The organism is Tepidimonas sp. (assembly GCF_036825565.1).
Classification (GTDB): Bacteria; Pseudomonadota; Gammaproteobacteria; order Burkholderiales; family Burkholderiaceae_C; genus Tepidimonas.
The window spans coordinates 1-13,571 of record NZ_DAISXZ010000022.1 but is presented as its reverse complement, the minus strand read 5'-3'; the positions used below and the strand labels follow the sequence as shown (position 1 = coordinate 13,571).

Here is a 13,571-nt window from a genome sequence, read left to right as displayed (position 1 = left end):
CAACGGCGCGGCCCAGAAGAAAGCCTACTTCGAGCCGTTCGAAAAGGCCCACAACGTGCGTATCACCGGAGTGGAGTACAACGGCGAGCAGGCCCGCATCAAGGCCATGGTCGAGGCCAAGAAGGTCACCTGGGATGTGGTCGAGGTCGAAAGCCCCGACGTCAACCGCGGCTGCGACGAAGGGCTGTTCGAACGCCTGGACTGGGGCAAGATCGGCAACAAAGCCGACTTTCAGCCCGCCGCGGTGCATGAGTGCGGCGTGGGCATCTTCATCTGGTCCACGGTGCTGGCCTACGACGGCGACCGCCTGAAGACGGCTCCGACGAGCTGGGCGGACTTTTGGAACGTGCAGAAATTCCCGGGCAAGCGCGCCATGCGCAAGGGCGCACGCTACAACCTGGAGTTCGCGCTGATGGCCGATGGCGTCAAGCCCGCCGATGTGTACAAGGTGCTGGCCACCAAGGAAGGCGCGGATCGGGCATTTCGCAAGCTGACCGAGCTCAAGCCCCACATCCAGTGGTGGGAAGCGGGCGCACAGCCGCCGCAGTTCCTGGTCGCGGGCGACGTGGTCATGTCCACCGCCTACAACGGCCGCATCGACGCCGCCCAGCGCGAGGGCCGCAACCTCAAGATCAGCTGGAGCGGCGGCATCTACGACCTGGACTACTAGGTCATCCCCAAGGGCTCGCCCAACCGCGATCTGGCGTACCGCTTCATCGCCGCCGCGAGCACGCCCGAAGCGCAGGCCGAGTACGCCAAGCTGATCTCCTACGGCCCCACCAACAACAAGGCGCTGGCGCGGCTGGACGCCAAGGTGCTGGAGCAACTGCCCACCTCGCCGGCCAACGGCAAGGATGCGCTGCGCTTTGACATCCGCTTCTGGGCCGACCAGGGCGAGGCTCTGGAGAAGCGCTTCGCGGCGTGGGCGGCGCAATGACGGCGGCGGTGGCGATCCCGGGCGGCGCCGACTTGGCGCGGCAATTGCGCCGCGCCCAGCGCCGGCAGCAGTGGCGCGCGGCGGCGTTGACCGCTCCGCTGTTGCTGTTCCTGCTGGTGTTCTTCCTGGTGCCGCTGGGCAGCCTGCTCGTGCGCGCGGTGGAAAACCCGGAGGTCGCCGACGCCCTGCCGGCCACCGCGCGGGCCCTGGCCGACTGGGACGGCAACACCGCACCGCCCGCGGCCGCCTACGCGGCCATCGCTGCCGATCTGGGCGCCATCACCGAAACCGCGCGGGCCGGCGCCCTGGCCCGCCGACTCAACAGCGAGGCGCCCGGCGCGCGCTCGCTGATCATGGGGACCTACCGCGCCGTGCGCGATTGGCCGGCCCCACCCGGCAATGCCGATCAGGCCCGCCAGGCCTTGCTGGAGCTGGACGCCCGCTGGGGGGAACTGCCCTACTGGCAAGCCATCGCCAAGAACACGCAGCGCTGGACACCGGACTACCTGCTGGCGTCGGTGGACCTGCGCCGATCGGTGGATGGCGCGATCGAGCGCATCCCTGCCGACGAGGCGGTGTTCTCGCAGATTCTGTGGCGCACCTTCGAGATCAGCGCCGTCGTGACGCTGGTCGCTCTGCTGATGGCCTACCCGCTGGCCTACTGGCTCAGCACCCTGCCCGAGCGGCGCGCCAATCTGCTGCTGATCCTGGTGCTGCTGCCGTTTTGGACGTCGGTGCTGGTGCGCATCGCGGCCTGGATCGTGCTGCTGCAGAACAACGGCCTCATCAACCACTGGCTGCAAACCATCGGGCTGACCAACGGGCCGCTGCCGCTGCTGTTCAACCGCACCGGCGTCATCATCGCCATGGTGCATATCCTGCTGCCGTTCATGATTCTGCCGCTGTACAGCGTGATGAAGACGGTGCCGCCCAACTACCTGCGCGCCGCCGTCTCGCTGGGCAGCCATCCGCTGGCGGCCTTCGTGCGCGTGGTGCTGCCGCAGACCTATCCGGGCATTGCCGCGGGCAGCCTGCTGGTGTTCATCACCTCCATCGGCTACTACGTGACGCCCGCGCTGCTGGGCGGCGCCAGCGATCAGATGCTCAGCTACTACATCGCCCAGTACACCAACGTCGAAGTCAACTGGGGCATGGCCTGTGCCCTGGGGGCCGTGCTGTTGTCGGCCACGCTGGTGCTGTTCGTGTTCTACCGGCGCGTCTCGCGCGGCGGGCTCAGCCTGGGTTGAAGGGGGATCCAACGATGCGACACTGGCTGCCCGACCTGCCTTCGCACTACCGCTGGTTCGACCGGCTGGGCTGGTGGCTGCTGCGCCTGGCGGCGCTGGCGGTGCTGGCCTTCCTGATCCTGCCGATCGCGGCCATCGTGCCGCTGTCGTTCAGCGACAGCACTTTCCTGGCCTACCCCATCGAAAACTGGTCGCTGCGCTGGTACCGCGAAATGTGGCATGCACCCGAGTGGATCCGCGCCGCGCGCAACAGCTTCATCGTCGCGCCGGCCGCCACCGTGATCGCCACCGTCCTGGGCACGCTGGCCGCCATGGGCCTGGCCCGCACGCGCTTTCCAGGCAAGGAGTTGATCAACAGCATCGTGGTCGCGCCCATGGTGGTGCCCATCGTCGTCGTGGGGGTCGGCACCTACCTCTACTTCGCGCGGCTGGGGCTCAACGACTCGTACCTGGGGTTGATCCTGGTGCACGCCGCGTTGGGCGCGCCCTTCGTCGTCACCACCGTGCTGGCCACGCTGCAAAACTTCAACACCAATCTGGTGCGCGCGAGTCTCAGCCTCGGCGCGGGGCCGCTGGAGACCTTCCGCCGCGTTACCCTGCCCGTGATCGCGCCGGGCGTGATCTCGGGCGCCCTGTTTGCCTTTGCCACCTCGTTCGACGAGGTCGTGGTCACCCTGTTTTTGGCGGGCCCGGGACAGGTCACCCTGCCGCGGCAGATGTTCACGGGCATTCGGGAGAACATCTCGCCCACCATCGCCGCGGTGGCGACGCTGCTGACCCTGTTCACCACCGCCCTGATGCTGACGCTGGAGTGGCTGCGCGGCCGCCGGCGCTGACCCCATCGCCCACCGACCATGCCCCACCAACCCCTCGGCGGCAATGCGATGCCGCGCTTCGGCGGCCCGGCGACCATGATGCGGCTGCCCGCCGCGACCTCACCAGACGGGCTGGACGCCGCCTTCATCGGCGTGCCACTGGACATCGGCACCAGCCACCGGCCGGGCGCCCGCTTCGGTCCGCGCCAAATCCGGGCCGAGTCGTGCCTGCTGCGGCCGTACAACATGGCCACCGGCGCGGCGCCGTTCGACACGCTGCAGGTCGCCGACCTGGGTGACGTGCCGATCAACACCTTCCACCTGCCCAAATCGGTCCAGATCATCGAGCAGCACTACCGCCCGATCATCGACGCGGGCTGCATCCCGCTGACGCTGGGCGGGGACCACACCATCGTACTGCCCATTTTGCGGGCGGTGGCCGCGCGCCACGGGCCGGTGGCCCTCGTCCATGTGGATGCGCACGCCGACGTCAACGAGCACATGTTCGGCGAGCCGCTGGCGCACGGCACCCCCTTTCGCCGCGCGGTGGAGGAAGGCCTGCTGCAAGGGAACAAGGTGTGGCAGATCGGCCTGCGCGGCACGGGCTACGCGGCAGACGACTTCGACTGGCCACGGGCGCAGGGCTTTCACATCGTGCCCGCGCACGAGGTCTGGTGGCGCTCGCTGGCGCCGCTGATGGCCGAGGTGCGGGCCGCCATCGGACCGAACACCCCCACGTACCTGAGCTTCGACATCGACGGTATCGACCCTGCCTATGCCGGCGGCACCGGCACGCCCGAAGTCGGGGGTCTGAGCGTGCCGCAGGCGCTGGAGATCGTGCGCGGCTGCCGCGGCCTCAACCTGGTGGGCTGTGATCTGGTCGAGGTGTCGCCCCCCTACGATCCCAGCGGCAACACCGCCTTGCTAGGGGCCAACCTGTTGTACGAGATGCTGTGCGTGCTACCCGGCGTGGCCTATCGCTGATCGGGGCGGCCCGGTATGTCCCGGGCTGTATCGGCCGCGCGGCCCGCACAGCGCCGCGGCGGCCTTCACCCGCTGTACCGGTCGCGCCGGCGCCTTCGCGCTACAGTGTCGCCATCTTTTGGACGTGACGGAGACGACGATGGACATGAAGGCCTCCCCGCTGGCCCAGCTCAAGGACCCGACGCTGCTCAAGACCGATGCCCTGATCGACGGGAAGTGGGTGTCGGGCGCCGAGCGTTTCGACGTGCATGACCCCGCCACGGGGCAAAAGCTGGCCGACGTGGCCAAGCTGGGCCCCGCCGACGCCGAAGCGGCCATCGCCGCCGCCAACGCCGCCTGGCCGGCGTGGCGCAACAAAACGGCCAAGGAACGCGCCAACATCCTGCGCAAGTGGTACGACCTGCTCATGTCCAACCAGGACGACCTGGGCCGCCTGATGACCGCCGAGCAGGGCAAACCCCTGCCCGAAGCCAAGGGCGAGGTCGCCTACGGCGCCAGCTTCGTCGAATGGTTTGCCGAGGAGGCCAAGCGCGTCAACGGCGAGACCCTGCCCCAGTTCGACAACAACCGCCGCCTGCTGGTGCTGCGCCAGCCGATCGGGGTGTGTGCGGCAATCACGCCTTGGAACTTTCCGCTGGCGATGATCACGCGCAAGGTGGCACCCGCGCTCGCCGCCGGCTGCCCGGTCGTCATCAAACCGGCGGAGCTGACGCCGCTGACCGCGCTGGCCGCGGCCGAGCTGGCCATCCGCGCCGGTATCCCGGCCGGGGTGCTCAACGTGCTGACCAGCGACGGGCCGGGCAGCGTGGAAATCGGCAAGGTGCTGTGCGCGAGCGACGTGGTGCGACACCTGAGCTTCACCGGCTCCACCGAGGTCGGGCGCATCCTAATGGCGCAGTGCGCCCCCACGATCAAGAAGCTGTCGCTGGAGCTGGGCGGCAATGCGCCATTCATCGTCTTCGACGACGCCGACATCGACAGCGCGGTCGAAGGGGCGTTTGCCAGCAAGTACCGCAACGCCGGCCAGACCTGCGTCTGCTCCAACCGCATCTATGTACAGGAAGGCGTGTACGAGGCCTTCGTGCAAAAGTTCGCGGCCAAGGTGGCCACGGCCAAGGTGGGCAACGGCTTCGAGGATGGCGTCAACCAAGGCCCGCTGATCGAGGAGGCCGCGGTCCAGAAGGTGCAGCGCCACGTCGAAGACGCCATCGCCAAAGGCGGCCGTGTGCTGACCGGCGGCCGGCGCCTCGGCGGGCTGTTCTACGAGCCGACCGTGATCGCTGACGCCCGCCCAGACATGCTGTGCGCAAAGGAAGAGACCTTCGGCCCGTTTGCGCCAGTGTTCAAGTTCCGCACCGAGCAAGAGGCCATCGACGCCGCCAACGCCACCGAATTCGGGCTGGCCAGCTACTTCTACAGTCGCGACGTGGGCCGCATCTTCCGCGTCGCGGAGGCGCTGGAATACGGCATGGTGGGCATCAACGTCGGCATCCTGGCCACGGAGCATGTGCCGTTCGGCGGTGTCAAGCAGTCCGGCCTGGGCCGCGAGGGCTCGCACCACGGCATGGACGAGTATGTGGAGCTGAAGTACGTCTGCATCGGCGACGTGCTCAAGTGACGCGCCCCCGGCCGCCGGCCCAGCCCGCCCGGGCAGCGCGCGGCCTTTGCTCTACAATACGGCCTCGACGCGGGCGTCGTTCAATGGTAGGACCTGAGCTTCCCAAGCTCAAGACGTGGGTTCGATTCCCATCGCCCGCTCCACCCCCTGTGGTTGGACACTCCTCCCGGCCAATCGGTGAGGGCCGGCCGCGCACAACCGGCTGCCGCTTCGGCCGCCGTCGATCCTTCCCCACACCGTGTTCAAAAACCTGACGGTCTATCGCATGGGCGACGGCTTTGCCGCGACCCTGGCGCAGATGGAGCAGGCCCTGGCCGCCCTGCCCTTCCAGCCCTGCGGCCCGACCCAGATGCAAAGCGAAGGCTGGCTGCCGCCGCGCGGCCAGCCGCACGCCCCCTTGGTGGAGTCGATCGCCGGCCACCGCCTGATGCGGTACCGCATCGAGACCAAGCGCGTACCCGGCGCGGTGGTCAAGCGCGAGCTGCAGGCGCGCTGCGCGCAGATCGAAGCCACCGAGGGACGCCAACCCGGCCGGCGCGAGCAGCGCGACCTGAAGGAGGCAATCGTGCAGGAACTGCTGCCGATGGCCTTTGCGCAGTCGGTGGACGTGCAGGTGTGGATGGACATGGGCACCGGGCGTATCGCCTTCGACAGCACCACGACCAAGCGGGTGGACGCGGTGGTGACAGCCTTGGTGCGTGCCTTGGACGGGCTGCGCGTGGAGCCCTTGCAGACCATCTTGTCCCCCGCGGCCGCCATGGCAGGCTGGCTGGGTGCCGAGGCGGCCGACTGGCCCACGCATTTCGCCCCCGGGCGCGACGTCGAACTCAAAGGCGACGGCGACAGCCCTGCCGTGGTGCGCTTCACCCGCCATGTGCTGGACACCGAGGACATGCGGCGCCACCTGGCGCAAGGCAAGCGACCGACCAAGCTGGCGCTGGACTGGGACGGCCGCGTGGCCTTCGTGTTGACCGACAGCGCGCAACTGCGCCGATTGGCGTTTCAGGACGGGGTGTTCGAAGACAACGATGCGGGCGAGGCGGACGGCTTCGACACCGACGCCGCCATCGCCACGGGCGAGCTGTCCGCGCTGATCGGCGACCTGATCGCGGCGCTGGGCGGCGAAGCGCCGCGCTGAATCACCCTTTGAGCACCTGACCGTCGCCGCCGGTGACGCGCACGTCGATCAGGATGCCCTGCTGCACGCTCATCGAGATGGTGCAGAACTCCTCGAACTGCCCGAGGATGCGGTCGAGATGCTCGTACGCGTCGCCGGGGCGCTCCAGTCGAATCTCGACTTCGATGCGCTGCACCCGCAGGCGATTGGCGGCGTTGCGGCCGACGGTGGCGCGCGCCACCGCGGTCAGGGTGCCGGGGTCCTGCTTGAATTTGGTGAGCGCAAACGTCAGGCTCGCGCTCAGGCAGTTGGCCACCGCCGCCAACAACAGGTGTTTTGGCGTGGGACCGTTGGATTCGCCCAGCGGGGGCGGTTCGTCGCTGAACAGCGTGGGCGTATCCAGCCCGAAATCGATCTCGAATTGATAGCCGCTGCGTCGAACGAGCGTGATGGTGGTGGGGGTATCCATATTCGGGTTTCTCCGGATGCAAATCGGTCGCGGCCCTTGCGATGGATCAAGGACGGTCGCAACGACCGTCTGCATCATACAAACTCCCAAGGGTATGAATGACGAACGGGGACACCGCCATGCACCGATTCGATTCCGATCGCCGCAAAACACTGGCACGGCTGGCCGCCATCGGGGCCGCCGCGCTGGCCGCCGACGCGGCGCGTGCCCAGGCAGCGCCGGTGGCGACGGACAGCAAAGCCCGCATCGTCATCGTGGGCGCCGGGGCGGCTGGGCTGGCCAGCGCCTCGCATCTGCGGCGCCGACTGCCCCAGGCGAGCATCACCCTCATCGATGCCCGGCGCGATCACTACTACCAGCCCGGGTTCACACTGGTGGGGGCCGGCATCAAGCCGATGCATTACGTCGTTTCCACGACGCGGGAATACATCCCGCAGGGCGTCGACTGGATCGAGGAGGCGGCCGCGGAAATCGACCCGGAGGCCCGCCACGTCGTGACGTCGAGCGGGCGCAAGGTGGGCTACGACTTTTTGATCGTGGCCTGCGGGCTGGAACTGAATTACGGAGCGATCGAGGGCATGGACACGGCCTGGATCGGCCGTGACGGGGTGGGCAGCGTCTATCAAGGCCCGCAGGCCGCCGCCGCCACGTGGCAGGCCATGTCCGCCTTTGCCGAACGGGGCGGGGTCGGTCTGTTCGGCCGGCCACACACGGACATGAAATGCGCCGGCGCGCCGCTGAAGTACGCCTTCATCACCGACGACCGCCTGCGCCGCGCCGGCAGCCGCGGCAAGGCCGAGCTGCATTACCTGGCCCCGCAGAAGGTGCTCTTCTCCGTCCCCATCGTATCGGAGAAGGTGCGCATGCTGTTCCAGGACCGCGGCATCCGTACCCATTACGAGCACCAGCTCGTGTCCCTGGACCTGGGGCGCCGGCTGGCGACCTACCGCTCCCCCGCGGGGACGACGGAGCTGCAGTACGACTTCATCCACGTCGTGCCACCGATGCGCGCACCGGAGGTGGTGCGCAACAGTCCGCTGCCGTGGCAAGACGGGCCGTTTGCCCGCGAGAGCTGGATGGAGGTGGACCGCGAGACGCTGCGCCACAAGCGCTACGCCAATGTGTTCGGCGTGGGCGACATCGCCGGCGTGCCCAAGGGCAAGACGGCAGCCAGCGTCAAGTGGCAAGTGCCGGTGGCGGTGGACCACCTGGTCGGCGATATCACCGGCAAGCCCTCGGCCGAAAAGTACAACGGCTACACATCCTGCCCGCTGATCACCCGGCTGGGCCGCGCGATGCTCATCGAATTCGACTACCAGGACAACCTCTACCAGTCCTTCCCCGGCTTCATCGCGCCGCTGGAGGAACTGTGGGTGAGCTGGGTGATGAAGACGATGGCCCTCAAACCCACCTATCTGAGCATGCTGCGCGGTCGCGCCTGAGGCCCGGCTGCCCGTTTGGAGAACCTGCCCATGAAGACCTACGATCCCTTGGTGTTTCTTGCGGTATTCCACGAGATGCTCGGCCCGCTCTTGTGGCTGCTGCCGCTGCTCGCGCTGGCCACGGTGGTGGGATTCGTGTGGGTGTGGCGGCGCGACGGCCGGATCGTTTCGCGGCGGCTGGTCCAGTCGGAGCTGCTGGGGCTGCTGGGGGGTGGCGTTGCTCTCGTGATCATGGCCGCGGTGTCGTCATCGGGTTTTACCGATGCGGCGGGGCCGGCGGACTGGTTCTTGATCCTGATCGTCTATGGCGTCGGCTTCGTGGCCACCACGCTACTCACCTACACCGTCATGGGCTGGCTGGCGCGCCCGGCGCAGCGCCCGGCTTGATCGCTTGACCAGCCCGTGATGGGCCCGGGGTCATCGGCGCATCAGCCGCCCCCGCGCTGCATATAGAGGTCGAAGCGCCGCATGAACCGCTGGCGTGCCTCGGGGCCGACACCCTCGAAGCGAAAACCCACCCACAGCCGTGGCAGCCGCATCCGCGCGAGGGTCCGCGGCGGCAACGGCCGCCAGGCCAGCACCAGTTCACCCTCGCCAAGGCCAATCCGTGCACCGTCGCCGTCGCGCGACCACGGGTGCGGCCCAATCGCCGCGGGCAACCAGCCCAGCCACTCGGCGACCGTGCACCCCATGTCACGCTCGAACGAGGCGGGGTAGTGCGACTGCATGCGCCATTGGCCGCTCGCTGCGGCCCCATCGTCCGCAGGCTCAGCCCCCCGCGATGGGCGGCCAGACGGCCAGCACATCGCCCGGTGCCAGCCGGTGCTCGGCCCGCGCCGACGGTGGCACGAACACGCCGTTGACCAGAACCAGATGCACCAGCTTCGGCGGGAGCTGGTAGCGGTCGATGATGGCCTGCACGGTGGCGTCGTCCGGCACCTCCAGCTCGACTTGATTGAACCGCGCGCCGGCCGGCAGATAGTCCCCCAGCGTCGCAAACAGCTTGAATGTGATCTGCATGCGGGAACGGCTCCTCAGCGCCGGCGCGTGTCGGCCGCCCCACCCCATCGGGACTGGGCCTGGGCCGTGGCCAGATACGCGGCCATGAACTGGGTCGGATCCTGCATCAGCGCCTGCTTCCACTCGCCCAGCCGCACCTTGCCCTCGACCAGCCCACGCAGGGCACCCACATGGTCGGTCCAACCGACGCTGTTGCAGCCCACCATCACATCGCCGTCGAAGCACAGGCTCAGCACCTTGTGGTGCTCGGCATCCACCCGCTCCACCCGGTCGCCACCGGGCACCCCCTGCCAGTTCCCAAAGCTGGTGGAAATGAGCCCCAGCGTGTCGAGCACGTTGATTTGCGTGACCCCGCGCAGCTCGGCCCGCTGGCCCACCATGTTGAGCGCGGCCACGCGCGCCTGATCGGCGGCATTGGGCTGAATCGCACTGACGATGGTGGTTCCCGACACCTTGTCGAAGGCCTCGGCGCAGTCCCCCGCCGCATAGACGCCGGGCACATTGGTTTGCATGTGCTCGTCGGTCAGCACGCCCTGCAGGCAGCGGATGCCGGAGTTCTCCAAAAAACCGATGGCGGGCTTGACCCCCGCGGCGATGATGACCAGATCGGCCGCGACCGCGTGGCCGTTGGACAGGCGCACGTTCAGCGGCGCACCGGGCTCGATCGCTTCCAGACGCGTGCCTGTGTGCACCGCCACGCCTTTGGCTTCGCACCAGTCGCGGATCATGCCGCCAGCGGCCGGCCCCATCATGCGCGGCACCATGCGGTCACCCATCTCGACGATGGTCAGGGTGACGCCGCGCTGTTGCAAGGCCTCCATGATGATGCAGCCGATGAAGCCAGCCCCCAGTTGCAGCACGCGGGCGCCGGGTTTGGCCCGCTCCATGATGGCGCGGACATCCGCCAGGGTCCAGCAGTGGTGCACCCCCGGCAAGTCGATGCCGGGGATGGGCGGACGCGCGGGCCGCGACCCGGTGGCGATCAACAGCCGGTCGTAGGCCAGGGTGCGCCCGTCGCCCAGACGCACGGAGCGCGCCGGCGCATCCACCGCGGTCGCCTGCCCTTGCACGCGCTCGATGCGCAGGCGGTCGTAGTGGTCGGCCGTTTTGCGCAGGTGGGTGCCGGCCTCATCGATGTGGCCGATCAACAGGTACGGTATCGCCATGCGCGAATACGGCGGCTCCGGCTCGTCGCCCACGAGCGTGATGGGATCCGCGGGTGCGTGCTTGCGGAGGGTTTCGGCCGCGATCACCCCGGCCGGCCCGGCCCCCAGAATGACGTGGTGGGTCATGTCGTGCGTTGGATCAAAGGCCCAGTCGCGCCTTGGTTTCGGCGGTCGGGCGGCCTTCCGCGTCCCAACCCCGCACCGCGTAGTACTTGGGCAGCATCTCGGGCAGCTTGTTGACCAGCCCCTTGGCCGGACCGCTCTTGGCGGGCTCGGTCAGCAGGCGCGGCGGCAGGCTGTCGTCCTTGGCCGTGAAGCCGGCGGCGTTGTTGAACTCGCGCTCCATGTTCCAGATGCGCTCGCCGATGCGCTCCAGCTCCTCGGTGGTGTACTCGTCGCCGCAGGCGGCGGCGACCTGCGGCGCGACGTCCGCCAGCCCCCAGGCAAAGCTGGTGAAGATGCAGATGCCCGCCGAGTCGAACGCCGCCGTGGCGTCCTGGAAGGCTTTGACCAGCTCGGGCTTGCCCTCGGCCGTCAGCGGGTCGGTCTTCACGGGGATGCCCAGCACCTCGGACGCCACGGTGTAGCCGCGCAGGTGGCAGGCACCGCGGTTGCTGGTCGCATAGGCCAAGCCCATGCCCTGGATGCCGCGCGAGTCGTAGGCGGGGAACTCCTGGCCCTTGACGCTCATGGACAGCTCGGGGTGGCCGTACTTCTCGCACAGGCGTTTGGAGCCCAGCCCGATCTCCTTGCCAAACCCGACGCCGTTGGCCGTCATGTCCGCCAGCTCGCACAGGGCACGCGCAGAGCCAAACGGCGCCTCGATGCCGATCTGTTCCTTGGTCAGCACGCCCAGTTCGTACAGCTCCATGACGGCACCGACCGTGGCCCCAAAGCTGATCGGGTCCATGCCGTGCTCGTTGCAGATCAGGTTGGCGTACTGCAGCGCCTCCAGATCGTTCACGCCATTGGCGGCGCCGAGCGCCCATGCGGCCTCGTACTCCAGCCCGCCGCTGGCCCCCCAGTACTGGGGCTTGTTCTGCACGCTGAAGTGCGTCTCGTCGATCTTGCTGATGCGCCCGCAGGCGATGGTGCAGCCAAAGCACGCCTGGTTGGTCACGAGGTGCGTCTTGCCGTCGGTGGGGCGCGGCGTCAGCATGGCCTCGGCCGAAATGTCTTTGGCCCCCTCGAACTGCATGTCACGGTGGTTGCGCGTGGGCAGCGCGCCGATCTCGTTGATGACGTTCATCAGCACCTGCGTGCCGTATTTGGGCAACCCCTGCCCCGTCACCGCGTTGTCGGCCAGGATCTTTTTCTTTTCTTTCGTGACCTGCATGAAGGCCTTGGGATCGCGGACATTGCCCACGCCCTTGGTGCCACGCACGGCGATCGCCTTGAGGTTTTTGCTGCCCGCCACCGCCCCGACACCGGAGCGGCCGGCGGCGCGGTGCAGGTCGTTGACCACCGCCGCGTACAGAACCTGGTTTTCGCCCGCGCGCCCGATGCTGGAAATGCGCAGCAGCGGGTCCTGCAGCGAGCTCTTGAGGATCTCCTCCGTCTGCCAGACCGATTTGCCCCACAGGTGCGAGGCGTCGCGCAGTTCGGCCACGTCGTCGTTGACGTACAGGTACACCGGCTTGGGCGATTTGCCCTCGAAAATGATCATGTCCCAGCCGGCCATCTTGAGCTCCGCCCCCCAGTAACCACCGGAGTTGGAGCATGCAATGGCCCCGGTCAGCGGGCCCTTGGTGATGACGGTGTAGCGCCCGCCGGTGGAGGCCATGGTGCCCGTCAGCGGCCCGGTGGCCCAGATGATCTTGTTGTACGGCGACAGCGGATCGACCTTGGGGTCCACCTCCTCGACCAGGTATTTGCTGCCCAGCCCGCGCGAGCCCAGATATTGCCGCGCCCAGGTCATGTTCAGCGGCTCGGCCGTGCAGGTGCCGGCCGTCAAATTGACGCGCAGAATTTTTCCAGCCCAAGACATGTTCGTGCTCCTTTGACGATCAGGCCGCGGCCGTCTGGTTGCCCAGTTTGTCGGCCCACTGCTTCATGCGGTCGATGCCAGTCCAATTGGCATCGATGAAGGTGATGGCGCCCGTGGGGCAGGCATCGGCACAGGCCGGATCGCCGCCGCACAGATCGCACTTTTGGACCTTGCCGGTTTCCTGCACGTAATTGACCGTACCAAAGGGGCAGGCAATGGTGCACACCTTGCAGCCGACGCAGGTGGTCTCGTTGACGACCTTGGCGCCCGTGACCTTGTCGACCGTGATGGCCTCCACCGGGCAGGCGTGCAGGCACCACGCCTCGTCACACTGGGTGCAGGTGTAGGGCACTTTGCGCCCGGTGTGGTGGAAGTCGAACACCTTGATGCGCGATTTGGAGGTGGCGTATGTGCCGTAGTTTTCGAACGAGCAGGCCATTTCGCACTGAAGGCAGCCCGTGCACTTGGCCGGATCGATGTGCAGCACCTTTTGCATGCTTGGTCTCCTGGGTAGCGGGGCCGCAAGGACACCCTTGTCGATTTCACCGCCTGGTATTGTTGGGGGAGAATCCCCTGCCATCCTTGGGGATAACCCTAGCCGGTCGAGTCGGCGTGCGGAATTTCTCAAAATGCGACAGTGAACGTGTACAGCGGGCGTCGCGCCGAATCGGCATTTGCCGTCCAATTGCCCGGCGGAGCCCCAAAACGACCAGGAGACGACCTTGGCCCTAGCCCCCACCCGCCCCGGCGAATCCGCCAGCCCACGGCC

13 protein-coding genes, 1 tRNA gene and 1 pseudogene are annotated in these 13,571 nt (G+C 67.8%); 9 read left to right on the top strand and 6 right to left on the bottom strand.

Annotated features, from left to right (window positions below; all coding sequences use genetic code 11):
- From V7026_RS04840 to V7026_RS04810, 7 genes and pseudogenes are all read left to right on the top strand, one after another.
- Positions 1 to 937, top strand: a pseudogene (locus tag V7026_RS04840) (ABC transporter substrate-binding protein); the annotation flags it as partial.
- A complete protein-coding gene (locus tag V7026_RS04835; RefSeq protein ID WP_334154160.1) occupies positions 934 to 2,184 on the top strand; it encodes an ABC transporter permease in 1,251 nt (416 codons plus the stop codon). The pseudogene V7026_RS04840 and the gene V7026_RS04835, both read left to right, overlap by 4 nt.
- Positions 2,185 to 2,198: 14 nt before the next feature.
- Positions 2,199 to 3,020 carry an ABC transporter permease gene (locus V7026_RS04830; protein WP_334154148.1) on the top strand — a complete coding sequence of 274 codons (822 nt, stop codon included), beginning with the start codon at positions 2,199 to 2,201 and terminating at the stop codon, positions 3,018 to 3,020.
- A gap of 18 nt (positions 3,021 to 3,038) precedes the next feature.
- Complete coding sequence (gene speB, locus V7026_RS04825) at positions 3,039 to 3,983, top strand: agmatinase (protein WP_334154147.1); 945 nt, start codon at positions 3,039 to 3,041, stop codon at positions 3,981 to 3,983.
- 139 nt (positions 3,984 to 4,122) lie between these two features.
- Positions 4,123 to 5,601, top strand: coding sequence for an NAD-dependent succinate-semialdehyde dehydrogenase (locus V7026_RS04820; RefSeq protein ID WP_334154146.1), 1,479 nt, complete (start codon positions 4,123 to 4,125; stop codon positions 5,599 to 5,601).
- Between the two features lie 69 nt (positions 5,602 to 5,670).
- Positions 5,671 to 5,744: transfer RNA gene (locus tag V7026_RS04815), tRNA-Gly, on the top strand.
- Between the two features lie 95 nt (positions 5,745 to 5,839).
- On the top strand, positions 5,840 to 6,739 hold the full coding sequence (locus tag V7026_RS04810) for a recombination-associated protein RdgC (protein WP_334154145.1): 900 nt from the start codon (positions 5,840 to 5,842) through the stop codon (positions 6,737 to 6,739).
- A gap of 1 nt (position 6,740) precedes the next feature.
- Here the strand turns inward: V7026_RS04810 and V7026_RS04805 are convergent, their stop codons facing one another.
- Positions 6,741 to 7,187, bottom strand: coding sequence for an OsmC family protein (locus V7026_RS04805; RefSeq protein ID WP_334154144.1), 447 nt, complete (start codon positions 7,185 to 7,187; stop codon positions 6,741 to 6,743).
- Positions 7,188 to 7,306: 119 nt separating this feature from the next.
- On the opposite strand from V7026_RS04805, the gene V7026_RS04800 reads away from it, so the two are divergent.
- Together V7026_RS04800 and V7026_RS04795 are read left to right on the top strand one after the other, a co-directional pair.
- Entirely contained in the window at positions 7,307 to 8,629 is a 1,323-nt protein-coding gene (locus V7026_RS04800) for an NAD(P)/FAD-dependent oxidoreductase (protein ID WP_334154143.1), read from the top strand.
- 30 nt (positions 8,630 to 8,659) lie between these two features.
- Positions 8,660 to 9,016 (top strand): DUF5368 family protein, encoded by a 357-nt coding sequence (locus tag V7026_RS04795; protein ID WP_334154142.1) that lies wholly within the window; start codon positions 8,660 to 8,662, stop codon positions 9,014 to 9,016.
- Positions 9,017 to 9,057: 41 nt separating this feature from the next.
- On the opposite strand, the gene V7026_RS04790 is transcribed toward V7026_RS04795, so the two are convergent.
- The 5 genes from V7026_RS04790 to V7026_RS04770 are packed head-to-tail and all read right to left on the bottom strand — an operon-like array spanning position 9,058 to position 13,298.
- The gene (locus V7026_RS04790; protein ID WP_334154141.1) at positions 9,058 to 9,357 is read right to left on the bottom strand and encodes a hypothetical protein; all 300 of its coding nucleotides are present in this window, start codon (positions 9,355 to 9,357) and stop codon (positions 9,058 to 9,060) included.
- A gap of 40 nt (positions 9,358 to 9,397) precedes the next feature.
- The gene (gene thiS / locus V7026_RS04785; RefSeq protein WP_334154139.1) at positions 9,398 to 9,649 is read right to left on the bottom strand and encodes a sulfur carrier protein ThiS; all 252 of its coding nucleotides are present in this window, start codon (positions 9,647 to 9,649) and stop codon (positions 9,398 to 9,400) included.
- Positions 9,650 to 9,663: 14 nt separating this feature from the next.
- A complete protein-coding gene (locus V7026_RS04780) occupies positions 9,664 to 10,941 on the bottom strand; it encodes an NAD(P)/FAD-dependent oxidoreductase (RefSeq protein WP_334154138.1) in 1,278 nt (425 codons plus the stop codon).
- Positions 10,942 to 10,954: 13 nt separating this feature from the next.
- Entirely contained in the window at positions 10,955 to 12,802 is a 1,848-nt protein-coding gene (locus tag V7026_RS04775; protein ID WP_334154137.1) for an aldehyde ferredoxin oxidoreductase family protein, read from the bottom strand.
- 19 nt (positions 12,803 to 12,821) lie between these two features.
- Positions 12,822 to 13,298, bottom strand: a complete 477-nt coding sequence (locus V7026_RS04770) for a 4Fe-4S dicluster domain-containing protein (RefSeq protein WP_068607592.1) — start codon at positions 13,296 to 13,298, stop codon at positions 12,822 to 12,824.
- Positions 13,299 to 13,571: the final 273 nt, after the last annotated feature.

Excerpts from the sequence above, each read along its gene's own strand:
- V7026_RS04835 (WP_334154160.1), top strand. The coding sequence starts at position 934 with ATGACGGCGGCGGTGGCGATCCCGGGCGGCGCCGACTTGGCGCGGCAA.
- V7026_RS04830 (WP_334154148.1), top strand. The coding sequence starts at position 2,199 with ATGCGACACTGGCTGCCCGACCTGCCTTCGCACTACCGCTGGTTCGAC.
- speB (WP_334154147.1), top strand. The coding sequence starts at position 3,039 with ATGCCCCACCAACCCCTCGGCGGCAATGCGATGCCGCGCTTCGGCGGC.
- V7026_RS04820 (WP_334154146.1), top strand. The coding sequence starts at position 4,123 with ATGGACATGAAGGCCTCCCCGCTGGCCCAGCTCAAGGACCCGACGCTG.
- V7026_RS04805 (WP_334154144.1), bottom strand. The coding sequence starts at position 7,187 with ATGGATACCCCCACCACCATCACGCTCGTTCGACGCAGCGGCTATCAA.
- V7026_RS04800 (WP_334154143.1), top strand. The coding sequence starts at position 7,307 with ATGCACCGATTCGATTCCGATCGCCGCAAAACACTGGCACGGCTGGCC.
- V7026_RS04795 (WP_334154142.1), top strand. The coding sequence starts at position 8,660 with ATGAAGACCTACGATCCCTTGGTGTTTCTTGCGGTATTCCACGAGATG.
- V7026_RS04790 (WP_334154141.1), bottom strand. The coding sequence starts at position 9,357 with ATGCAGTCGCACTACCCCGCCTCGTTCGAGCGTGACATGGGGTGCACG.
- thiS (WP_334154139.1), bottom strand. The coding sequence starts at position 9,649 with ATGCAGATCACATTCAAGCTGTTTGCGACGCTGGGGGACTATCTGCCG.
- V7026_RS04780 (WP_334154138.1), bottom strand. The coding sequence starts at position 10,941 with ATGACCCACCACGTCATTCTGGGGGCCGGGCCGGCCGGGGTGATCGCG.
- V7026_RS04775 (WP_334154137.1), bottom strand. The coding sequence starts at position 12,802 with ATGTCTTGGGCTGGAAAAATTCTGCGCGTCAATTTGACGGCCGGCACC.
- V7026_RS04770 (WP_068607592.1), bottom strand. The coding sequence starts at position 13,298 with ATGCAAAAGGTGCTGCACATCGATCCGGCCAAGTGCACGGGCTGCCTT.